20 protein-coding genes and 1 pseudogene are annotated in these 22007 nt (G+C 70.8%); 11 read left to right on the top strand and 10 right to left on the bottom strand.

The window, feature by feature from the left end; genetic code table 11:
* Window positions 1-66: 66 nt before the first annotated feature.
* Entirely contained in the window at window positions 67-1683 is a 1617-nt protein-coding gene (locus OG787_RS28445) for an IclR family transcriptional regulator C-terminal domain-containing protein (RefSeq protein ID WP_369035159.1), read from the top strand.
* Window positions 1684-1863: 180 nt separating this feature from the next.
* Here the strand turns inward: OG787_RS28445 and OG787_RS28440 are convergent, their stop codons facing one another.
* Window positions 1864-2661: an IclR family transcriptional regulator gene (locus OG787_RS28440; protein ID WP_369035158.1), complete on the bottom strand. Its 798-nt coding sequence runs from the start codon at window positions 2659-2661 to the stop codon at window positions 1864-1866.
* 95 nt (window positions 2662-2756) lie between these two features.
* Between OG787_RS28440 and OG787_RS28435 the strand changes: the two genes are divergently transcribed.
* The 3 genes from OG787_RS28435 (at window position 2757) to OG787_RS28425 (ending at window position 6333) form a co-directional block, all read left to right on the top strand.
* A complete protein-coding gene (locus OG787_RS28435; RefSeq protein WP_405536920.1) occupies window positions 2757-4094 on the top strand; it encodes a gluconate:H+ symporter in 1338 nt (445 codons plus the stop codon).
* A 40-nt stretch (window positions 4095-4134) separates the two neighbouring features.
* Window positions 4135-5469 carry an enolase C-terminal domain-like protein gene (locus OG787_RS28430; protein WP_405536918.1) on the top strand — a complete coding sequence of 445 codons (1335 nt, stop codon included), beginning with the start codon at window positions 4135-4137 and terminating at the stop codon, window positions 5467-5469.
* Window positions 5470-5538: 69 nt separating this feature from the next.
* On the top strand, window positions 5539-6333 hold the full coding sequence (locus tag OG787_RS28425) for an SGNH/GDSL hydrolase family protein (protein ID WP_405536916.1): 795 nt from the start codon (window positions 5539-5541) through the stop codon (window positions 6331-6333).
* 10 nt (window positions 6334-6343) lie between these two features.
* Here OG787_RS28425 and OG787_RS28420 read toward each other — a convergent pair whose 3' ends face one another.
* Window positions 6344-6736, bottom strand: coding sequence for a nuclear transport factor 2 family protein (locus tag OG787_RS28420; RefSeq protein ID WP_405536914.1), 393 nt, complete (start codon window positions 6734-6736; stop codon window positions 6344-6346).
* Window positions 6737-6823: 87 nt separating this feature from the next.
* Here OG787_RS28420 and OG787_RS28415 point away from each other — a divergent pair, with 87 nt between their 5' ends.
* On the top strand, window positions 6824-7396 hold the full coding sequence (locus OG787_RS28415) for a PadR family transcriptional regulator (protein WP_369035153.1): 573 nt from the start codon (window positions 6824-6826) through the stop codon (window positions 7394-7396).
* A 31-nt stretch (window positions 7397-7427) separates the two neighbouring features.
* Here the strand turns inward: OG787_RS28415 and OG787_RS28410 are convergent, their stop codons facing one another.
* The 4 genes from OG787_RS28410 to OG787_RS28395 all read right to left on the bottom strand — a co-directional run bounded on the left by OG787_RS28410 (window position 7428) and on the right by OG787_RS28395 (window position 12512).
* Complete coding sequence (locus OG787_RS28410) at window positions 7428-8015, bottom strand: TetR/AcrR family transcriptional regulator (protein ID WP_369035152.1); 588 nt, start codon at window positions 8013-8015, stop codon at window positions 7428-7430.
* Between the two features lie 87 nt (window positions 8016-8102).
* Window positions 8103-8624: a DUF5134 domain-containing protein gene (locus OG787_RS28405; protein WP_369035151.1), complete on the bottom strand. Its 522-nt coding sequence runs from the start codon at window positions 8622-8624 to the stop codon at window positions 8103-8105.
* A gap of 497 nt (window positions 8625-9121) precedes the next feature.
* Window positions 9122-10546, bottom strand: coding sequence for an APC family permease (locus OG787_RS28400; protein WP_405536911.1), 1425 nt, complete (start codon window positions 10544-10546; stop codon window positions 9122-9124).
* Window positions 10539-12512, bottom strand: coding sequence for a primary-amine oxidase (locus OG787_RS28395; RefSeq protein WP_405536910.1), 1974 nt, complete (start codon window positions 12510-12512; stop codon window positions 10539-10541). Before OG787_RS28395 ends, OG787_RS28400 begins: the two co-directional genes overlap by 8 nt.
* 192 nt (window positions 12513-12704) lie before the next feature.
* On the opposite strand from OG787_RS28395, the gene OG787_RS28390 reads away from it, so the two are divergent.
* Window positions 12705-13154 (top strand): hypothetical protein, encoded by a 450-nt coding sequence (locus OG787_RS28390; protein WP_405536908.1) that lies wholly within the window; start codon window positions 12705-12707, stop codon window positions 13152-13154.
* A gap of 215 nt (window positions 13155-13369) precedes the next feature.
* Here the strand turns inward: OG787_RS28390 and OG787_RS28385 are convergent, their stop codons facing one another.
* The 3 genes from OG787_RS28385 to OG787_RS28375 form a co-directional block, all read right to left on the bottom strand.
* On the bottom strand, window positions 13370-14038 hold the full coding sequence (locus tag OG787_RS28385; RefSeq protein WP_405536906.1) for a hypothetical protein: 669 nt from the start codon (window positions 14036-14038) through the stop codon (window positions 13370-13372).
* Between the two features lie 70 nt (window positions 14039-14108).
* Window positions 14109-15095 carry a hypothetical protein gene (locus tag OG787_RS28380; RefSeq protein WP_405536905.1) on the bottom strand — a complete coding sequence of 329 codons (987 nt, stop codon included), beginning with the start codon at window positions 15093-15095 and terminating at the stop codon, window positions 14109-14111.
* A gap of 113 nt (window positions 15096-15208) precedes the next feature.
* Complete coding sequence (locus tag OG787_RS28375) at window positions 15209-15547, bottom strand: cupin domain-containing protein (RefSeq protein ID WP_369034032.1); 339 nt, start codon at window positions 15545-15547, stop codon at window positions 15209-15211.
* A gap of 190 nt (window positions 15548-15737) precedes the next feature.
* Between OG787_RS28375 and OG787_RS28370 the strand changes: the two genes are divergently transcribed.
* Together OG787_RS28370 and OG787_RS28365 are read left to right on the top strand one after the other, a co-directional pair.
* The gene (locus OG787_RS28370) at window positions 15738-16799 is read left to right on the top strand and encodes a hypothetical protein (RefSeq protein ID WP_405536903.1); all 1062 of its coding nucleotides are present in this window, start codon (window positions 15738-15740) and stop codon (window positions 16797-16799) included.
* Window positions 16800-16850: 51 nt separating this feature from the next.
* Window positions 16851-17702 carry an SDR family oxidoreductase gene (locus OG787_RS28365; RefSeq protein WP_405536902.1) on the top strand — a complete coding sequence of 284 codons (852 nt, stop codon included), beginning with the start codon at window positions 16851-16853 and terminating at the stop codon, window positions 17700-17702.
* Between the two features lie 732 nt (window positions 17703-18434).
* On the opposite strand, the gene OG787_RS28360 is transcribed toward OG787_RS28365, so the two are convergent.
* Window positions 18435-19370 (bottom strand): helix-turn-helix transcriptional regulator, encoded by a 936-nt coding sequence (locus OG787_RS28360; protein WP_405536900.1) that lies wholly within the window; start codon window positions 19368-19370, stop codon window positions 18435-18437.
* Window positions 19371-19571: 201 nt separating this feature from the next.
* Here OG787_RS28360 and OG787_RS28355 point away from each other — a divergent pair, with 201 nt between their 5' ends.
* From OG787_RS28355 to OG787_RS28345, 3 genes and pseudogenes are all read left to right on the top strand, one after another.
* Window positions 19572-19994: a cupin domain-containing protein gene (locus OG787_RS28355; RefSeq protein ID WP_369034028.1), complete on the top strand. Its 423-nt coding sequence runs from the start codon at window positions 19572-19574 to the stop codon at window positions 19992-19994.
* A gap of 70 nt (window positions 19995-20064) precedes the next feature.
* On the top strand, window positions 20065-21099 hold the full coding sequence (locus tag OG787_RS28350) for a zinc-binding dehydrogenase (RefSeq protein WP_405536897.1): 1035 nt from the start codon (window positions 20065-20067) through the stop codon (window positions 21097-21099).
* Between the two features lie 40 nt (window positions 21100-21139).
* A pseudogene (locus OG787_RS28345) lies at window positions 21140-21969 on the top strand (IS5 family transposase).
* Window positions 21970-22007: the final 38 nt, after the last annotated feature.

Genomic DNA, 22007 nt, shown 5'->3' with positions numbered 1-22007 from the left:
GTCTTCCCGTACTGGTGGAGGCCGGGCACACGGCCGGTGGTTCCGTACGGGCATTACGGTGAGCCCATGATTGACCCCGTCCCCGACCAGGTGTCCGCCCCCGCTCCCGTGCCCGCCGAGGCCGTCGCCCCGCTGATGCGCGGGATCGCCGTGCTGCGGCAACTGACGGAGGCGGGCGGGACGTTGAGCCTGAGCGGTCTTGAGCGGGCGACCGGCCTGGCGCGTTCCACCGTCGACCGGATCACGGCGACCCTCGCCCGCATGGGGTACGTCCGTCTCGACGGCCGGGACGCGGTTCTCACCCCTCGGCTGATGGAACTCGGCAACGCCTATCTGGCCGCGCTCCGGCTGCCCGCCCTGCTCGACGCGCACGCGGACGCCCTCGCCGACGAGCTGGACGAGTCGGTGTCGCTCGCGGTCGGCGACCGGGACGGCATCCGCTTCATCCACCAGGCGACCCGCCGCCGCGCGATGTCCCTCAGCTTCCGCATCGGCGACCTCCTCCCCGCCGAACGCACCGCCCCCGGCCCGCTGTTCGCCACGGAGTGGACACCCGCGGACTGGCACCGCTGGCACGAGCGCCGGACGGCGGACCCGACCGACCTGGGCTTCCCGGCGGTCCCGCCGCGCACCTCGGACGCCTCGGGCGCCTCGGGCGCCGCCTTCGAGGCGTACGTCGAACGGGCCCGCGCCGACGGCTGGGCACTGGACGACCAGCTGATCGAACCCGGGCTGGTCGCGGTCTCCGTACCCGTACGGGACCCCCGTACGGGCCGGGTGGCCTGTGTCGCGAGCGTGGTCAGCCACACGAGCCGCCGCACGGCGACCGACCTGCGCGAGGAGCTGCTGCCGCGCCTCAGGTCGACGGTGGCGGCGATGGAGGCCGAACTCAGGGAGCGGCCCGCTGCCCAGCCACCGGCACCCCCTTCGGACCTGGCGGCCTGGACGGGGGCCTCGAAGCAGGAACTGGGCCGGGAGTTCATCGAGTCCCTGGCCAGGGGCCTGACCGTCCTGACAGCCTTCGGCGAGTCCCGCGCCGAGCTGACCCTGACGGAGGTCGCCCGGGCGACGGGCCTGGCAAGGGCGACCGCCCGCCGGGCCCTGATCACGTACGAGCACCTGGGATACGTGGAGTCACGGGGCCGCACCTTCACCCTCACCCCCCGGGTCCTGTCCCTCGGCTTCCCGCCCCTCTCCCGCACCTCCCTGCCCGAGATCGCCTCCCCCCACCTGGCCGAACTCGCGGACCGCGTACAGGAGTCGGCGTCACTGGCGGTCCTGACGGACGCGGAGATCCAGTACACGGCACGGGTGGCGACCCGACGCATCCTGAGCGCCAACATCACAGTCGGCACACGCCTCCCGGCGTACGCCACCTCGATGGGCCGCGTCCTCCTGGCCGACACACCGGACGAAGCCGTCACCGGCGTACTGGCAGAGGTACGGAAGCAGGGCTACGCCCTGGTCAACGAGGAGCTGGAGGAGGGCCTCCGCTCCATCGCGGTCCCGATCCGCGACCGCACGGGCCGGGTGGTCGCAGCGGTAAGCGTGGAGATGCACACGACCCGCCGCACAGCAGAACAGTGCGTGGAGGAGATCCTGCCGGAGCTGCACGGAACGGCGTCCCGAATCGAGGGGGAGCTGAGGACGGCGGGCCGGTTCACGAGGGTGCCGCTGGCGTAGAGGGGGGTACGGGTCCTGTCGCACGGGTTCGCGGGCGCGGGCTGGATCGGGCGCGCATAGCGTCCCGACCGGCGCAGGCGGGATCGGGCGCGCGCAGCGCCCCGATCAGGGGCGCGGGGAACTGCGCGACAAGCCCCCACCGGCGCGCGGGCGAAGGGATCGCGCAAGCCCGCAGAGAGGTCAGCGCCAGTCAGGGGTCCCCGAGGCCAGGGGCAGCTGACTCTCGATCTTCGCCCGAACCTCCCGCATCACAGCGACGATCCGAACCTCATGCTCAGGCGTCAGCCGAGCAACCGGCACCGAGCAACTGATCGCATCCGTCGCCGGCACGTCATACCGCAGAGCGAACCCAAACCCCGCGATACCACTCACCGTCTCCTCCCGATCCACCGAATACCCCCGCTCACGCACCCCCGCCAGATCCGCCCACAGCGCACCGAGACTGGTATGCGTATTGGGCGTAAGCGCAACCAACTCCCCCTCAGAAAGCGGGAGTTCGTCATCCGACCGCTCCGCGAGCAACGCCTTCCCCAACGCCCCCGCATGCGCCGGAATCCGACGCCCGACCCGACTGATGGTGCGCAGATACTCGTGCGACTCACGGGTGGCGAGATACACGACATCGGAGCCGTCGAGCCGAGCCAGATGGATCGTCTCGCCGAGCGCGTCCGACGCCTCGTCGAGATAGGGCCGCACCGCACGGATACGCCGGTCGCCGTCGAGATACCCGGTACCGGTGAGCAGCGCACGGATGCCGATGCCGTACAGGGAACCGGTGGCATCCGAGCGGACCCAGCCACAGTCGACGAGGGTCTGGAGCAGCTGGTACATGCTGCTGCGCGGCACGCCCAGGCCCTCGGCGAGTTCGTCCAGGCGCGAGGGCTGTTCACCCCGGGCGGCGAGAAGTTCCAGCAGCGCGACGGTCCGGGCCGCCGACTTCACACTGCGGACGCCTCTCTCACCTCTCTTCTCCGGCATGGACTCATCGTGTCACTTCCATTGACCCCTGTCCGTTCACCCACCTAGCCTCCATCTCCATACGTAGACATCATCTGCATAGACGGATGGGATACATGCCTCTTCTCGTGGTCGGCATCAGCGTTCTGATCCTGCTGCTCCTCATGACCAGGCTGAGACTCAACGGCTTCGCCGCCCTGCTGCTCGTCGCGGTCGGTGTCGCGCTGGTCCGGGGCATTCCGGTGGCGACCATCCCGGACGTCCTCTCCGACGGCATCGGGGGTCAGATCGGCGACACCATGCTCACCATCGGCCTCGGCGCGATGGTCGGCCGGGTCATGGGCGACTCGGGCGCCGCCCAGCGGATCGCGGGCAGGCTGCTGGACGCGGGCGGACCGCGCGGGGTCCAGGTGGCGATGGTGGTCACGTCGATGCTCATCGGCGTGACCATGTTCTACGAGGTCGCCTTCATCATCATCGTGCCGATCGCGTTCACCCTGGTCAGGGTCACCGGCGCGAAGCTGCTCTGGGTCGGGCTGCCGATGTCGATCACCCTCTCCACGATGCACAGCTTCCTGCCCCCGCACCCCGGCCCCACCGCCGTCGCCGCCACCTTCCACGCCTCCGTCGGACTGACCCTGCTCTACGGCCTGTTCATCGCCGTACCGGCGGGCGCGCTCATCGCACTGCTGTGGCCGCGCCTCCCGTTCATCAGGGCGATGGACCCCGCCATCCCGAAGGGCCTGGTCAGCGAGCGCGAGTTCACCGACGAGGAGATGCCGGGCCTGGGCTGGTCGCTGTCGGTGGCCCTGTTCCCGGTGGTCCTGATAGCGGGGGCGGCGGTGACCGACCTGGCCACCTCCGCCGAGAGCCCCTTCCTGAACTTCGTCGCGTTCATCGGCTCGGCCCCGATCGCGCTGCTGCTCACCCTGTGTCTCGCGGTGTGGGCGTTCGGTCCGCGCATCGGACGGAGCCTGGAGGAGGTCGGCGCGTCCTGCACCTCGGCGGCGCAGGCGATGGCGATGATCCTGCTGGTGATCGGCGCGGGCGGCGCCTTCAAGAACGTCCTGGTGGAGGGCGGTATCTCCGACTACATCAAGGACGCCACCGACTCCTGGTCCATCTCCCCGATCGTCCTCGCCTGGCTGATCGCCGTCATCCTCCGCGTGGCGCTCGGCTCAGCGACGGTCGCCGTCGTCACGGCCTCCGGCGTGGTGCTGCCGCTGCTCGCGGGCAGCGGCGTCCACCCGGAGATCATGGTCCTCGCCGTCGCCTGCGGCTCGATCGCCTGCTCGCACGTCAACGACCCGGGATTCTGGCTGTTCAAGGAGTACTTCAACCTGTCCGTCGTCGAGGCGATCAAGGTCCGTACGAGCTACACGACGGTGCTGGCGGTACTGGGCCTGGGTGGGGTGCTGGTGGCGGAGTGGGCCCTGGACGTCCTCAGCATCTGATCCTCCGCATTTAAGGATTTCAATGAGTTCGATGAGTTCGATGAGTACGAGCCAGCCGGCCGTCACCTCCTTCGCCGTCTACCCCGTCGCCGGCCGCGACAGCATGGAGCTGAACCTCTCCGGCGCCCACGGCCCCTACTTCACCCGCAACATCGTGATCCTCACCGACTCCGAGGGCCGTACGGGACTCGGCGAGGTCCCGGGCGGGGAGAAGATCACGCGGACACTGCGCGACGCCGAGTCGCTGGTCGTCGGGGCGAAGGTGGGCGACTACAAACGCGTCCTGCGGGAGATCGGCGCCCGCTTCGCCGACCGTGACTCGGGCGGACGCGGCGCCCAGACCTTCGACCTGCGGACCACCGTCCACGCGGTGACGGCCGTCGAGTCGGCCCTGCTCGACCTCCTCGGCCAGCACTTGGACGTACCGGTGGCGGCGCTCCTCGGCGACGGTCAACAGCGGGATTCCGTACGGGTGTTGGGCTACCTCTTCTACGTCGGCGACCCGGACCGGACGGACCTGGACTACGTCCGCGAGCCGGACTCCCCCGTCGACTGGTACCGCCTACGGCACGAGGAGGCCCTGACCCCGGAGGCGATCGTCCGCCAGGCAGAGGCCACCCACGCCCTGTACGGCTTCCGGGACTTCAAGCTCAAGGGCGGGGTCCTGGAAGGCGCGGAGGAGGTCAAGGCCGTACGGGCGCTGAAGGACCGCTTTCCGGAGGCCCGGATCACGCTCGACCCGAACGGCGCGTGGTCGCTGCGCGAGGCGATCGAGCTGTGCGCGCCCCTGAACGGCACGCTGGCCTACGCCGAGGACCCCTGCGGCGCGGAGGGCGGTTTCTCGGGGCGCGAGATCCTGGCCGAGTTCCGCCGGGCGACGGGTCTGCCGACGGCGACGAACATGATCGCCACGGACTGGCGGCAGCTGACCCACGCCCTCGCCCTCCAGTCGGTGTCCATCCCGCTGGCCGACCCGCACTTCTGGACCATGCAGGGATCGGTGCGCGTGGCCCAGCTGTGCAACGCGATGGGCCTGACCTGGGGCTGCCACTCCAACAACCACTTCGACATCTCGCTGGCCATGGTGACCCACTGCGGGGCGGCGGCCCCGGGCGAGTACAACGCCCTCGACACCCACTGGATCTGGCAGGAGGGCCTGGAACGCCTCACGGTCGCTCCGCCCCGGATCGTCGACGGCGAGATCGCGGTGCCGGACGCGCCGGGGCTCGGCGTCCAGGTGGACATGGAGCGGGTGCTCGCGGCCCATGAGCTGTACCGGGAGCGGGCGCTCGGGGCGCGGGACGACGCGGCCACCATGCAATACCTGCTCCCTGGCTGGGAGTTCGACGGGAAGCGGCCCTGTCTGGTGCGGTAGGAACACCGGTGGGTCCCATACTTCACTTCGCCGGGTCACTGATAAACAACTCGCGCTATAGTCAACAATGTGAATAGGTCACCCGTTGGCTACCCCTATCTCCGCTATGTCGCCCTGGGCGACAGCCAGACCGAGGGCGTCGGTGACGGCGACGACGTATCGGGGCTGCGGGGATGGGCGGACCGGCTCGCCGAGCAGCTCGCGCGGCACAGCCCGGATGCGCGGTACGCCAATCTCGCCGTACGCGGCCGGCTCGCCGGGCAGGTGCGCGCCGAGCAGCTCGCGCCGGCCCTGGCACTGCGGCCCGACCTGGTGACGGTCGTGGCCGGCGTCAACGATCTGCTGCGTCCCCGTTTCGACGCGGACGAGGTGGCAGGCCACCTGGAGGCCATGTTCGCCGCGCTCACCGGCCAGGGGGCCCGCGTCGCGACGCTCACCTTCCCCGACATCACCCTGATCACGCCGCTGGCCCGCCCGGCCGGTCATCGGGTCGTCGCCCTCAACGACCGCATCCGGGAAGCGGCCCGGCGGCACGGTGTGGTCGTCGCCGAGACCGCCCACCACCAGGTGGTCACGGACCCGCGCTTGTGGAGCACCGACCGGCTGCACGCAGGCCCGCTCGGTCACGCCCGGATCGCCGCCGCGGTCGCGCACGCCCTGGAGCTGCCCGGCAGCGACGACAGCTGGGCGCAGCCGCTCCCGACCCCGCTCACCATCCCCTCGGGTCTGCGAGCGGTCGGCACCGAACTGCGCTGGGCCGGTTCCTTCCTGGGGCCGTGGCTGGTCAGACGGCTGCGCGGTCGCTCGTCCGGTGACGGCCGCGAGGCCAAGCGCCCGGCCCTGCTTCCGGTGACGCCTCTCTGACGTCCCGTACTCAGGCCGCGCCCGCCGCGCGCGCGATCTCGTCGAACTTCGCACCCATGGCCTCGGCCAGCGCGTTCGCGGCCGAGAGGGGGCGGACCATCACCGTGAAGTCGTCGATCCTGCCGTCCTCGTCGAAGTGGAGGAAGTCGCAGCCGGTGAGCTGCTTGCCGTTCACCGTGGCGGTGAAGACGAAGGCGTGGTCACGGCCGTCCGGGTTCGCGATCTCCCGGATGTAGGCGAAGTCCTCGAAGACCTCCGACACGGCGTTCAGGATCGCGGCGGTGATCGCCTTGCCTGCGTACGGCTTGAAGACGACGGGGCTGGTGAAGACGACGTTCTCGGCCAGCAGGGCGACGACGGAATCCATGTCGCCTGCTTCGACGGCCGCGCGGAAGGGATGCACAGGATCACCTCACATGATCAACAAGTCAACGAGCATGCGCAAATATTCAACAAGTTGAATAGGTGCATCACAGACTAGGGTGGTGGCATGGCTCTGCGCAACGCGGTGATGGCAGCCCTTCTGGAGGGCGAGGCGTCCGGGTACGACCTCGCGAAGGGGTTCGACGCCTCGGTCGCCAACTTCTGGATGGCCACCCCCCAGCAGCTCTACCGAGAGCTGGAGCGCATGGAGGGCGACGGGCTCATCACGGCCCGCGTCGTGGAGCAGGAACGCCGCCCCAACAAGCGGCTGTTCTCCCTCACGGAGGCCGGACTGGAGGCGGTGCGCGCCTACACCGCCGAGCCCCCGTCCAGGCCGACGGCCATCAGGGACGAGCTGATGGTCAAGGTCCAGTGCGTCGACGCGGGCGACACCGACGCCGTACGGGCCTCGATCGCCGAACGCATGGAGTGGTCCGCCGCCAAGCTGGCCCGCTACGAGCGGCTGCGGAAACGCCTGCTGGACGGACGTACCGAGGACGAGTTCTTCGCGACCGCCGAACGGATCGGCCCCTATCTCACGCTGCTGCGGGGGGTGTCCCTGGAACAGGAGAACCTCCGGTGGGGCACGCTGGCGCTGACACGGCTGGAACAGCGGGCCTCGGCACCCAGCGGCGGATGAGGCTGCTCCCCGCCACCCGCTGCCCGGGACGTCAGGGCGCCAGTGCGCCGAGGAGTTCGTCGAGGACCGCCTCCTGCCGTTCCGGGGTGGCCGCGGGGGCGAAGAGGGCGTTGATCTGGAAGCCCATGAGGGCGGCGAGGAGGCTGTCGATGACGGTCTCGTCCGGGGTGGCGGTGGTGACGTCGCCGTCCAGGCGGGCCTGTCGGAGATAGCCGTGCATCTGGGCCCGCCAGGTGGTCATGACGGCCTCGTGGACGGCGGCCATGCGTGCGTCGTGCAGGGCGCGGTCCCAGAAGGCGATCACGACGCGGGCCTCCAGGAGCCGCAGTTCGTCGAGGGGCATGATCTCCCGGCAGAGCAGGCGCAGCGCCGCGAGTCCCCGCTGCTCCCCTATGGTCTGGCGGGCCCGGACGTTGGTGGCGTCGAAGGCGTGCTGGAAGGCGGCCTGGAGGATCTCGTCCTTGTTGCGGAAGTAGCCCGACAGGGCGCCGTTGGCGTATCCGGCCTCGGCCGCGAGTTCCCGCATGGTGACGGCGTCCAGCCCGCGGCGGGCGATCAGGGCCCACACCGCCTCGACGATCTCACGGCGCCGCGCGTCGTGGTCGACGATCTTCGGCATGCGCCCTTCCTCCTGGCCCCGTCCCGCTCCCCGTCCCGCTGTGCGGGTTCGCTCTGCGGGTTCGCTCTGCGGTCCGACCCTAACCGGTCAGGTGAGCATCGCGGCCATGCCGGCGATCATGACGAGGCCGCCGGACTCGCGCAGCATCGCGCTCCGGTACGGCTGTCGGCGCCGTGGGGTGCGGTCCGTCGGCCCGATGAGATCGAGCTGCGTGTGGAGGTGGGCGGCGGCCCGGGCGACGGCCCAGCAGCCGGTGAGGAAGAGGAAGGGTCCTGGCTCCCAGGTGGCGGGTCCGTGGTGGGTCATGTGTGTCCCGTCCATGTGACCGGCCCGGGCGGTGGCCGTGGTAAGGACGGCCATGGCCGCGAGGTCCACGACATCGGCCGGGCGCCGGGTGGGGCAGCCCTTGATCGCGGCCCAGAGGCAGGCTGCGGCGACTGTGCCGGCTCCGGCGAGCAGTACGTCGGGGCCGGTGTGCGGGGAGGCCATCAGCACCATCACGACGAGCACGATCGCGTGCGGTGCCCAGTGACGGACGGGCGCGGGCAAGTGTCCGACGAGACAGAGGATCGCCCCTGCGGTGGAGGTGAGGGCCGGTGCGTCGGGCACGGGGGCCTCCTTGTCGGCGGGGGTCCGGGGGTCGGACGCGGAGGAGCGGGATCTGGCGGCGTGAGGGGTGGGTTTCCTCGCCCCCGCCGCCCTTACCCGTTCCCATCCCTGGGGGCTGCCGCCCCCAGACCCCCACTGTCGGCCTGAACGGCCTCGTCCTCAAACGCCGGACGGGCTGGAGGGCGGTGGCGGCCGGGTGGGCAGGTGGGCGGGTGGGAAAGTCGCGCTGAACGGCCTCGTCCTCAAACGCCGGACGGGCTGGAGGGCGGTGGCGGCCGGGTGGGTGGGTGGGCGGGTGGGAAAGTCGCGCTGAACGGCCTCGTGCTCAAGCGCCGGACGGGCTGGAGGGTGGTGGTGGCCGGGTGGGTGGGTGGGAAGGTCGCGCTGAACGCGCTCGTCCTCAAACGCCGGACGGGCTGAAATGCTCCGGCCGGTGCTGAAGTGCGGCGGGCCCGAGCAGCGGGCCCGGCCCAGGAGCCGGGCCTTGGCTCAGGGGTTCAGGGTGTTGGGGTGCTGCCTCGTCGCCGTACTGCGGTCAGGGCGCCGCCTGTGAAGAACAGCGCCACGACTCCCTCGAAGAGACGGGCCAGACCCGCGGAGCCGCCGATCAGGGTCGTGAAGTTGGCCAGTACCAGCCATGCCACCGCGCACAGGCCGAGTCCGCCCAGTACCGGGGCGATCCGGGTGTGCCAGAGGCGGGAGTCGGTGGCGGTGCGGCTGAAGAAGACCAGGACCGCCACGCTGACCAGGATCATCAGGACCAGCACCCCTAGCGTGGCCAGGCCGCTCATCCAGGTGAAGAGTTGCAGCACCGGATCCGCGCCGGCCAAGGCGAACGCGGCGACCACCACGGCTGCCGAGGCCGTCTGGGTGAGCGAGCCGATGTGCGGGGAGCCGTGTCGGGCGTGGCTGCGGGCCAGTGCCGAAGGGGCGCTGCCCTGGCGGCCGAGGGAGAACAGGTAGCGGGCGATCGCGCTGTGGAAGGCGAGCAGAGCGGCGAACAGGCTCGTGAGCAGCAGGATCTCCATCAGATCCGAGGCCGCGCCGCCTACGTACTCGCCGGCGACCGCGAAGACCAGTCCCGCCGTGTTCTCGGCGGCGGCGCCCTGCACCTCGTCGGTGCCGACGGCCAGGACCATGGCCCAGCTGGCCAGGGCGTAGAAGACACCGATCAGGATCACGGCCAGGTAGGTCGCCTTCGCGACGCTGCGCTTGGGGTCGCGGGCCTCCTCGCCGTAGATCGCCGTCGCCTCGAAGCCTACGAACGACGCGACCGCGAACATCACGCCTATGCCGGGTGAGCCGGTCGAGAAGGCGTCCGGGGTGAAGGAGGTCAAGTTGATGCCGTCGGCGCCTCCCTGGACCAGGACCGCGACCGACACCACGGCGACTATGCCCACCTCCAGCACTATCAGCAGCGACAGCACCTTCGTACCGACCTCGATGTTGCGGTAGCCGAGGATCGCGACGAGCGCCAGGAGGATGCCGCTCCATGTCCACCAGGGCAGGTCCGGGCCACCGTACTTCGTGACCAGGCCGCCGGTCGTGACCCCGGCCAGGCCGTAGATGCCCGCCTGGATCGCGCTGTACGTGAGGAGAGCCAGGCCTGCCGCGCCTGTGCCGGTGATCCTGCCCAGGCCTGCCGTGACGTAGGAGTAGAAGGCGCCTGCGTCCACCACGTGGCGGCTCATCGCCGCGTAGCCGACGCTGAAGAGGAGTAGGACCGCGGCTACCAGCAGGTATGCCGCGGGGACGCCTGGGCCGTTGCCGATGGCGAACATGACGGGCAGCGCGCCGCCGATGGCGGTGAGCGGTGCGGCTGCCGCGACGACCAGGAAGACGATTCCGGTGACGCCGATCGAGCCGCGCAGACCCGGCGCGGGAGTGGCCGTACCGGATGATTGTGTGGTCAGGTCAGCCATGGTGGTCCTCCGGTGCGCAGCAGGCGTGGGCGGTCGGAGTGGGGGGAACGTCGAGCGTGGGGTTGCGGTCGAAGAAGCCGACCGGCTTGAGCTTGAAACCCGTGTAGTCGACCGGCATGATCGGCCAGTCCTCCGGCCGGGGGGCGTGGGTGAGGCCGAAGGTGTGCCAGACGACGATGTCCTGGCCGTTCCCGTCGCCGTCGAGGTCGCGGTCGGCGGCGGTGTACGCGGGCAGGCCGGCCCCGCCGGGGTGCTGGTTGACGAAGTCGCCGGCCGGGTAGCGCTCGGCCGGGTCGTAGCGGGTCACCCACAGGTGCTTCGTCGCGAAGGCGGCGCGGGCGGCGACGGACGAGGCCGGGTCGGCGAGCAGCGCGGGCTTGCCCTCGGGGCAGAGGGCGTACGCCACCGGGTGGCCGAGGCGGTTGAGGGAGCCCGGGTTGGAGATGTGCCAGACCCGGTCGGTGCCCGCGTCGGCCATGCGCTGCGCCTCGCTCTCCCGGGTGAGGGGGGTACGGCACAGGGCGAAGGCGTTGCCGCGCGGGTTGTCGGGACCGATCGGCACGCGGGCCGTCTCGATCTCCTCGACGCGGTTGGCGGTGCCGTCGACGGCCATGTCGAGGCGGGCGCTGAACAGGTGCTGGTGGTAGGGCGCGCCTAGGCCCGGGGCGATCTCGGTGGCGTAGGGGTGGTCGCCGCCGGGGTGGGCGGAGGTGAAGACGACGCCGGTGGCCTTGGCCTCGAACTCGATGGTGCCGTCGAGGTAGAGGTACCAGTAGAAGCCGTAGTCGTAGTTGCCGACGGTGGTGAAGAAGGAGATCACCATGCGGCGTTGGCGTCGGGTCTCGGCGGAGCCGGCCCAGAGGTCGGTGTGCTTCCAGAGGATGCCGTAGTCCTCTTCGTGCACGCAGACGGCGTTGGGGAGGGTTTTCGGGGCGCCGGTCTCGTCGGCGATGACCGCGTCCAGGTACGTGATGTCGCCGAGGCAGTCGCAGCCGAGCTGGAGGGCGTTGGCGTAGCGGCCGATGAGGTATTCGCCGGTGTCGAAGTAGTTCTGCCAGGAGCGGACCGGGGAGGGGTCGGCGTACGGGACGACCATCTCCGCGATCGATGCTCGGTGGATGATCGAGCGGTCGGCGAAGGCCAGTTGGTGGAGGATCAGGCCCTCGCGGGCGTCGAAGCCTACGCGCAGGGTCCACTTCTCCCAGGTGAGGAGATTGCCTTCGAGGGTGAAGCTGGGGCCCTCGGGCTGGGTGATCTCGATGGGTTTTTGGGTGGTGCGGAGGGGGCCGGTGACGGCGGGGTCGTCGAAGTTGCCCGACTCGGTGGGGATGGGGATGGGGACGGGGCCGAAGTCGAGGACACGGTCGACGGTTCGGTTCAGGACGTCGACGTAGGCGACCAGCCCGTCGACCGGGTGGGCCCAGGCGTGGTCCGTGTCGTGCTCCTGGACGAAGGCGAGGCCGCGCAGGACGCGGCGCCCGCGCTCCTCGGGGTACTCGTCGGCGTAGACCCCGGCCGACAGGGGCGCGACCCGTACGCGTGAGACGTCCAGGTCCCGGCTCCTGAGCGCGGCCAGCCATCGCTCGTCGCCGGCCAGGATCTCCTCGACGAGCCCGAACTCCTCGTCGAGTACGGGGAGTTGCCCGTCGACGGCGACATCGAGGGCACGCTGGGAATCGACCCGGCCGTGCGTGACGGACACGATCACGTCCCGGGCCGGGCCGCCCGCCGGGTCCGTGTCGAGCAGCAGCGCCCGTACTCGGCGGTCGACCGGAACACCGGGCGCGTGGGCGAGCAGATCGCCCTTGGCCGGTTCTTCCAGCCCTAGGTAGGCGAAGCGGGTCGACGCCGTGAGGAGACCGGCGTCGGCGAGTGTCCGGCGGGCGGTGTCGATCTCGACGGGGGCGAGGGAGTCGAGCGGATGGGGCTCTGTCGGGGTGCGTGAGGGCAGGGGCAGGACGTCCATGGGTGGGTTCCCCTCCGGGGCGTGCCGAGCGTCATGCGGCGAGCACCGACTCCTACGGAGGACGGCGGCCGTTTTTTCTCTACGTTCGTAGAGGAAAGATGCCCGGGGTGTATTTCACCCGCGGCCTTCGCTCGTTTCCCTGCCGTTAAGCGGGTTCGGACCCGCCCACGGCTCCGGCCGGCCCCGGCCTCGGTGCACGACCGGGGCAGGCACTCAGGGCGCGGCCAGGGACGAACGGCACCCGCCCGCGACGCCACGGCGACCTGCCGTTCCGCACATCGGCGCCGGACGCCGTACGAGATCCACCACCACGAGAACATCGGCCGCCTCCTCGGACTCGACGAGGCAGGCACAGCCGCCGCGGGAAGTGGTTCGGCTGAAGGGCTGACGGCGGAGCAGACGGCAGTCCTCTCCTTGACGGACCGGCTGCTGGAGCAGCACACGCTGACGGAACCCGAGCGCGCCGAGGCGCTCACGTTCCTCACGGCCGGGCAGCTCTCCGACCTGGTCCTGACGATCGGCTTCTACCAGCTGGTCTGCAACTTCCTGAACACCTTGCCTGGGCCCGTGCCCAAGCGAAGTTCTTCCGCACCGAGTTCGCCGCGACGGGCACCCCGGACAGCGTCACGACCTGCGACCTGATCACACTCCCGTACCCGACCAAGTTCGGTCTGTTCAGGGCCAGTCGGGCGATCGCGCCGTTCCTGTCGATCACCAACCGCATGCTGGTGGTGCGGTGGACGGAGAGCGACGGCCGGGGCAGGGTCCTGCTGTTCGAGCCGAGCGACCACGAACTGGGCCAGAACACGCCGTACTTCGCGTCCCTGATCCGCCGTACGCCCAAGCCGTTGCAGTCACTACTGACGACCGAACACGGCACGGTACTGGGCCACTTGGCCCACCTGGGCATCCAACCGGAGGACGTCGACTACCTCCTCTTCGACCACCTGCACACCCAGGACCTGCGCCGCTGGGTGGGTACGACGAGCCCGCAGCGCGACCTGGGCGGCGCGGTCGTCGAGCCCGCCTTCCCCAACGCCAAGGTGACAGTCCAGCGCCACGAGCTGCTGGCCATGTCCCAGCTGCACCCCCTCCAACAGCCCTGGTACCAGCCGGAGACCTACCGGGACGTACGCCCGGACGCGTTCCTCCCCGTCGACGGCTCCCTGTTGCTTGGGCCGGGCGTGGCCGTGGTCGAGACCCCGGGACACGTCCTCGGCAACCAGACCATCGTCCTCAACACCTCCACCGGCATCTGGGCGAGCAGCGAGAACGGGATCGCGGCCGAGTGCCTGACCCCGGAGCACTCCCGGATGCCGGGCATCGCCCGCTGGGCCCGCGCGTGGGGCCAGGAGGTGGTCCTGAACGCCAACACCATCGAGACGACGGCCGACCAGTACAACTCCCTGATCGTCGAGAAGACCCTGGTCGACCGCTCGCAGTCGGACCCGCGTTTCCTGCAAGTTCTTCCCGTCCAGCGAACTGACGGCGTCCTGGGCGAATCCGGGGACGACGCCGACGTTCACGCATGGGGCTGTCGCACACTCGTGAAGGGTGGGTGGGCGGTGTACACCTCGGGCGAGGGCGAGGGTGCGGTCAGAGGCCGAAGCCTCGGATCGTCAGGGGGTCGATGTCCGGGTCGTCGGGCTCGTCCACGAAGGGCATTCTGTCGAACGCCGTACCACCCGCGTCCGAGGGTTCCAGTGATGGCCAGGAAAAGTCGACCACCACCTCGTCGGACACCGTCGAGGGGTCCACTGATGGCCAGGGAAAGTCACCCACCACCTCGTCGGACACCGTCGAGGGGTCCACTGATGGCCAGGGAAAGTCACCCACCACCTCGTCGGACACCGTCGAGGGGTCCACTGATGGCCAGGGAAAGTCACCCACCACCTCGTCGAGCACCGTTTCCGTGATGATCGGGGTCGGTATGCGTGGCACCTCTGGCAGGGGCGGGGCAGCGGCTCCAGCCCAGTGGCGCAGCTCGTCGGCCAGTTGCCCCAGGCGGCGCACATTGATGTTGTGCAGGGCTTCGCCGATGACGCGGGTCGTGTCGTCGGTGAGGGCCAGGAAAGTGGGGTGCAGGACGTACTTGCCCAGCTTGACCGCGGCCTCCAGCTTTTGGTCGCCGCGGGCCAGGTCGGTGACGAGGGTGGCGGTCCAGCCCTCGGGCGAGGTGTTCGGGAGCAGGAGCCGCCCGAGGACGTCGAAGGTGTCGGCCGACCGGAGTTCCCCGGCGTGCGGGACGTCGTTCTGGCCCGGTACGCCGGCCGCGCCGAGGTCGGCCTTCGCCCAGCTGTGCGCCCGTACATGCACGGCGAGAGCGAGAGCCGTACGGACGAATCCCTCCCGTGCCTCGGCCCCGACCGGCGGATGGTCCGGCATTCCGGGTCCCAGCATCGCCTGCGTCTGCCCCGCCAGCACACCGAGGGCCCACGTCTGCCGATCCGGATCCGGAGGTTCCCGCCTCAGCTCCCGGGCCGCGTCACGGGCGGCCCTCAGCACCCCTAGGGCCAGCCGGTCGAGGTGCTCGGGTGACGTGGTGGACCACTGAGCCGGCCCCGTACCGTCGTCGGAGTTCACGTTGTTTCCCCTCTCCGGCCGGTCCGGCAGTACGAGCAGAAATGGGCCGGAGAGCCCAGGGTGCCCCGCCCGATGCCGTTGTTCCAGACGCGGAACCGAACACGGCACACACGCTACGGCCGGTAGCGGACCTCCAGCATCACGCAGCCGTCGGTCGTCCGGTACGGGCCGTGCTCCATGCCCGGGGGACGGGAGGCGAAGTCTCCTGCGCGGAAGGTCTGATCCAGGGTCAGGTCGTGCAGGTCGCCTTCGAGGAGACAGACCTCCTCGACCCACTCGTGCCGGATCACACCGGAGGGCGAGGTGTCGAGGCCGGGCTCCCAGCGCACCAGGCGGGTCAGCACATCCGGGTCGGCCTCGTCCCTGCTCAGGATCCGCTCGGCGGTCCCGGGCTGCGGTCCGGTGCGCCACGGCATGGCGTCCGGTGAGAAGAATTCCCGCTCGTTCTTCAAGGTCTCTCCCTGATGCCTGGTCCCTGGTCCCTGTTCGACGGGTGGGGGGCTGTGGCACAGCCCGGAACACCGCTCCCCGGCACAGCCCGACCTGCCACCCGCCAGTCCTGGCTCCTAGCTTGGCATCAGGCCAAGCAGCCACCGGACGGTGCCCGCTCCGAGGGCACGGCCGCGAGAAGAAAAGAATGCGATGAACCACAGAGGCACCCCTTTGCAGAAGCGGTTCGGACTCGCGGCGGCGGTCGCCGTGACGTCGGCCGTGCTCGTCTCGGCGGCGACGGTCTCCCCGTACGCGACCGCCGCGTCCGCCGCATCCGCCGCGACCGGCCAGGCGCGGTCGAAGCCGGTCGTCACCCACGTGAGGACCGTCGCCTCGTTCGACTTCGCCGTCGGCGACGCGCCCGAGAACGTCACCCTCAACCCGGACGGCTCGCTGACCGTCTCGATGCTGGGCGGTTCGGCGGGCAGACGGCCGGCGCTCGTGCGGGTCGACGCGTCCGGGCACCACCGTGAGGTGCTCGTCGCCGGGCAGCCGGGGGACATGATCACCGGCAACACGCGGGGCCACGACGGCAGCGTCTACTACAACGTGTCCTCCGCCGACGCCGCCCGGTCGGGCGTGTGGAAGCTGCCCCTGGGCGGAAGCCCCCGCCGTATCGCCGCCCTGCCCGCCGGGGAACTCCCCAACGGCCTGGCCATCGACCCGGCCGGACGCACCCTGTACCTCGCCGAAAGCTTCAAGGGTGCCGTCTGGACGGTCCCGGTCTCGGGCGGTACGGCGACCCCCTGGCTGACCGACGCCTCCCTCACGCCGGACCAGGCCGCCCCGCTGCCGTTGGGCGCGAACGGGCTCCGTTTCCACAACGGCGCCGTGTGGGTCTCCAACTTCAGCAAGGGCACGCTGCTGCGGGTGCCGGTCACGGCCACCGGCTCGGCCGGCCGGGTCCATGTCGTGGCGGACTCGGTCGTGGGCATCGACGACTTCAACTTCCTGAGCGGCCGGTCCGACGTGGTGTTCGCCGCGCTGAACAGCCTTGACGAGATCGCCGTGATCTACCCGAACGGCACCAAGAGGACCGTCCTGACCAGGGCGGACGGGCTCGCCTCACCGACCGCCACCGTGGTGCGCGGACAGCGGCTGTACATCACCGACGGCGGGTTCGCCGAGTCCCGCGACGCGAAGCTGCAACAGGGGAAGATCAACTTCTCCGCTCTGTTCGGCGACGGCGGTGGTGACGGCGCAACGGCCTAGCCGGTACGTCGCACAGGTCCCGAGAACATGGAACGAAGGAGCGCCTCCGACATGAGTAGCGAACACCGGCCGCACGCCAAGGAGATCGTCGTCGTCATCGGCCCCGGCAGCATCGGTCTGGCCATCGCCCGCCGGGTCGGCGCCGGCCGCACCCTGCTGCTCGCCGCCCACGACGACAAGGCCTCGCGGGCCGCCGCCGAGCAACTGCGCGGCGAGGGCTACGAGGTGGCCGTCCAGGCCACCGACATCTCCGACCCGGCCCAGGTCGAAGCACTGGCCGCCACGGCCGCGAGCATGGGCGCGGTGACCCAGGTGATCCAGGCCGCCGGTGTCTCCCCCACCCAGGCAAGCATCGAACGACTGCTGCACGTCGACCTGCTGGGCACGGCGTACGTCCTCGACGCCTTCGCCGAGGTGATCGCGCCCGGCGGCGCCGGGATCGTGGTCGCCAGCATGGCCGGACACCGGGAGAGCCCCTATCCGCCCGAGATCGAGCACGCCCTCGCGACCACCGAGACCTCGGAACTGCTCGCGCTGCCGTTCCTCCAGCCCGACCGGATCGGCTCCTCCGTCCACGCGTACGCCCTGTCCAAGCGGGCCAACTCGCTGCGCGTGCAGACCGCCGCCGCGGCGTGGGGCAAGCGCGGAGCCCGTGTCAACGCCGTCAGCCCCGGCGTGATCATCACCCCGCTGGCCCTCGACGAACTCTCCGGGCCGCGCCGCGAGTGGTTCGAGAAGGTACGCGAGGCTTCGGCCGCGAAGCGCTTCGGCACCTCCGAGGAGGTCGCCACTGCCGCCGCCTTCCTCCTCGGCCACGAGGCCGGCTTCATCACCGGCGCCGACCTCCTGATGGACGGCGGCGTCACCGCAGCGCTACGCACAGGCGAACTGACAACACCGTGACGAGCCACGGCGCCGGCTCCGGGCGGTCCGGCTCCGGGCGGTCGGCTGATCCTCACCGGCTGCCCCGGGACAGCTGATCCCCACCGGCCGCCCCGCAACGGCCAGTCCTCTCGGGTTGACCCGGGACGACTGATCCTCACCGGCTGCCCCGGGGCGACTGGTCCCTGCCAGCTGCCCCCGGACGGCAGATCTCCACCGGCCGACCCGGAACGGCCGGTCCCCGCCAGCTGCCCCCGGACAGCTGATCTCCACCGGCCGACCCGGAACGGCCGGCCCCCACCAGCTGCCCCCGGACAGCAGATCCCCACCAGCCGACCCCGAACGGCCGGCCCCCACCAGCTGTCCCTGAAGGGCTGATCCTCACCGGCCGACCCCGAACGGCTGATCCCCACCGGCCGAGTGACCCGGCTCCAAGAGGCGCGGCGACGTCGGCGGCAGACGTCGAGCGGGTGTCGTGTCCGAGCCACGAGACCTCCCGGGCCGGGTCGCTCAGCGCGACCGAGCCGCCGGGACGCGTCAGGAAGCTCACCGGCCCACATGGCAGCGCGGCTCTCCGCCTCGGCGGGCCTCGTCGTCATCCCGGCGGCGGTGAGCGGCGGGACGGGGAGCCCGCGGAAGTGCAGCCACCGGAAGTGCAGTCGTCGTGGGCATGCCCGCGAGCGGCAGGCACAGGGGCGTGCGGCCAGGGGCGGTCGTCAGGCCGAAGCCGCCCCATCCGTTCGGCACCGCAGGTCAGGACAGTGGCGACGCGGGATCGTCCTCCGGCGGCTTCGGCCGGGCCTCGTGTGCCGTCGGCCTTCGTGTGGGCTGGTCCTGGCCGAGGAGGTCGAGCAGAACCATCGTGTCGTGGTCCGGGGTGCCTGGTTCGGCGTAGTACGTGATCATGCGGTGGCCGGGGGTGCCCTCCAGCTCCATGGACTGGTAGCCGAGGGTGAGCGTGCCGACGTCCGGGTGGTGGAACGTCTTGCGGCCGTTGGTGTGGCCCTTGACGTCGTAGCGCTCCCACAGGCGGGCGAACTCCGGGCTCTTGAGCAGGAGTTCACCGGCGAGCCGGGTGAGGTCGGGGGCGTCGGGGTCGGTGCCGGCCAGGGCGCGCAGCCGGGCCACGCAGCCGCGGAGGTGGGTGTTCCAGTCGTGGAACAGGTCCCGTGCGGCGGGATGGAGGAAGAGGTACCGGGCGATGTTGCGCTCCCTGGCCGGCCAGTCCTGGATGCCGGGGAGGAGGCGCAGGCCGCCGGGGTTGGCGGCGAGCAGGTCATTGGTGCGGCTGACGACGTGCGCGGGCTGGGGGCGCAGACTCTCCAGGAGCAGTTTCACGCCGGGCCGGACGGTACGGCTGGGCGCGGGGGGCGGCTCGGGCGCACTGCGCGCGGCACGGGCGGCCAGACCGCGCAGGTGCTCGTGCTCGTCGTCCTCCAGCAGGAGGGCGCGGGCGAGGGAATCGACCACGGACACGCTGGGCCGGGTCTCCTTGCCGCGCTCCAGACGGACGTAGTAGTCGATGCTGATCCCGGCCAGGGTGGCCAGTTCCTCGCGGCGCAGTCCGGGCGTACGGCGCAGTCCGGTACCGGCCGTCAGGCCGACCTCCTCCGGGGTCACCCGGGCCCGGCGGGCGCGCAGGAAGCGGCCCAGCTCGGTGCCCCCGCCGTTCTGCTGCTCGCTGTCCATGTCCTCCAGTCTGCGGGCCCCGCCACCTGCGCGGCACTGCCGTGGGGGGGCCCTGTCACACCCCGGAATACCGCTCCCCGGCACGGCCCGCCCTGCCACGTGGCCCGCGATGCGGAAAGAGTCGACGACATCGAAGATGTCCGTCGGAGGCACCGGCACGCACCGGCGGTGCCGAGCGGCGCAGGAAGCAAGGAGCGCACGTTGGAAGTCCTCACGCAGCAGTCCACCGTGAAGGCGCCCGCCGACTGGTTCACCGGGGACGTCTGGTTCGACGTCGTCCACGCGGGCCAGGAGCCGTCGCGGATACGCGCGAACATGGTGCGGTTCTCGCCCTGCGCGCGAACCGACTGGCACTCGCACGCGATGGGCCAGACGCTCCACATCGTCTCCGGCGTCGCACTGATCGGCACACGCGACGGCACGGTCGTCGAGGCCCACCCCGGCGACACCGTCCACACCCCGCCGGGCGAGGAGCACTGGCACGGCGCCGCCCCGGACCGCTTCATGGAGCACCTGGCGCTGTGGGAGGGCACCGGCGACGGCAGCCCCGAGACCGAGTGGCTCGAAAAGGTCTCGGACGAGGAGTACGGGGAGTACGACGCCCGTCGCAGGAGCACCCGCTGAGCCGCCCCTCGTAGCGGCACCCCTTCCGATCACCCCCCCTTTTTTGAGCAACAGAGCTGGGAGAAATCTCGTGCGAGCAACAGTGATGTACGGCGCCGGAGACGTACGCGTGGAGAACGTCCCCGACCCGAAGATCCAGAACCCCACCGACGCCGTCGTACGCGTCGTGCGCTCCTGCGTCTGCGGCAGCGACCTGTGGCCGTACGCGTCGATGCCCGCCTCGGAGGAGGGCCGGCGCATGGGCCACGAGTTCCTCGGCGTGGTCGAGGAGGTCGGCCCGGAGGTGGCCGGGCTGAAGTCCGGTGACCTGGTGGTCGCGCCCTTCGTCTGGGCGGACAACACCTGCGACTTCTGTACGGAGGGACTGCACACGTCCTGCCGGCACGGCGGCCAGTGGGGCCCGAACGGTGTCGACGGCGGCCAGGGCGAGGCCGTACGGGTCCCGCAGGCACAGGGCACGCTGGTGAAGCTGCCGGTGGCCGAGGACTCGGCCCTGCTGCCGTCCCTGCTGACCCTGTCCGACGTGTACTGCACCGGCCACCACGGCGCGGTGACGTCCAGGGTCGCGCCCGGCAAATCGGTGACGGTGATCGGCGACGGCGCGGTCGGGCTGTGCGCGGTACTGGCCGCCAGGCGGCTCGGCGCCGAGCGGATCATCCTCATGGGCCGGCACACGGACCGTACCGACCTGGGCCGGGACTTCGGCGCCACCGACGTCGTGGCCGAGCGCGGCGAGGAAGGCATCGAGCGCGTCCGGGAGCTGACCGGTGGCGACGGCACGCACGCGGTGATCGAGGCCGTCGGCGCCACGCAGGCGATGGACACGGCGCTGAGCATCGTCCGCCACGGCGGGGTGATCAGCCGGCTCGGTGTCGCGCAGTACACCGGGATCCCGCTCGGGTTCGAGTCGATGATGGGCAACATCACCGTCACCGGTGGCGCGGCCCCGGCCCGTGCCTACATCGAGGAACTGCTGCCCGGCATCCTCGACGGCACGGTCGATCCCGGCCGGGTCTTCGACCACACCGTCGGCATCGACGCCGTACCGGACGGCTACCGGGCGATGGCCGACCGGACCGCGCTGAAGGTCCTGATCCGGCCCTAGGTCGTGTCCGCAAAGTGGTGGGGTCGTTGGTCTGTTCGTGGTGCGTCGTCATGAGCTGATTGATGAGTCGTGGGCGGTGATTGAGCCGTTGCTGGCTCCGTCGAGGATGGGCAGACCGGTGCGCGATCGCCGCCAGGTGGTCAACGGGATCCTGTGGAAGCTGTCCACGGGGGCGGCCTGGAGAGATCTGCCTGAGCGGTACGGGCCGTGGAAGACGGTCTACGAGCGTTTCCGCCGCTGGTCGCAGGACGGTACCTGGGACCGGCTGTTGGCCCGTGTCCAGCAGCACTGCGACGCTGTCGGCGCCGTCGACTGGACGGTCGTCTGCGTGGATTCCACCACTGTGCGGGCCCACCAGCATGCGGCCGGAGCCCGAAAAGGGGGCTCTGGCCGGGCGAGGCGATCGGACGGTCCCGCGGCGGGCTGACCACGAAGATCCACCTGGCCTGCGACGGGCAGGGCCGGCCGCTCGCCTTCACCCTCACCGCCGGGAACGTCAACGACTGCACCCAGTTCGAGCAGGTCATGGCCCGCATCAGCGTCAGCCGGTGCGGGCCCGGCCGACCCAGATCGCGGCCCGAGCGGGTCGTCGCGGACAAGGGCTACTCATCCACGAAGATCCGCTCCTACCTGCGCAGACGAGGCATCAGAGCAGCGATCCCCGAACGCATCGATCAGATCAACGGCCGCATCCGGCGCGGCGAGAGCCGCTGCCGACTCAACCGGGCCGCCTACCGGCGCCGCAACGTCGTCGAACGCTGCTTCAACAAGCTCAAACACAACAAAGCCCTCGCCACCCGCTACGACAAACGCGCCCGCCACTACCAGGCCCTCGTCACCATCGCCTGCCTACGACTCTGGCTCCCCTGACATTGCGGACACGACCTAGGGCCGCGTCGGTTCCGCTG

Source organism: Streptomyces sp. NBC_00075 (assembly GCF_045041225.1).
Lineage (GTDB): Bacteria > Actinomycetota > Actinomycetes > Streptomycetales > Streptomycetaceae > Streptomyces > Streptomyces adonidis.
Note: the sequence above shows the minus strand (reverse complement) of the source record. Positions and strands in the feature narration are given on the sequence as shown.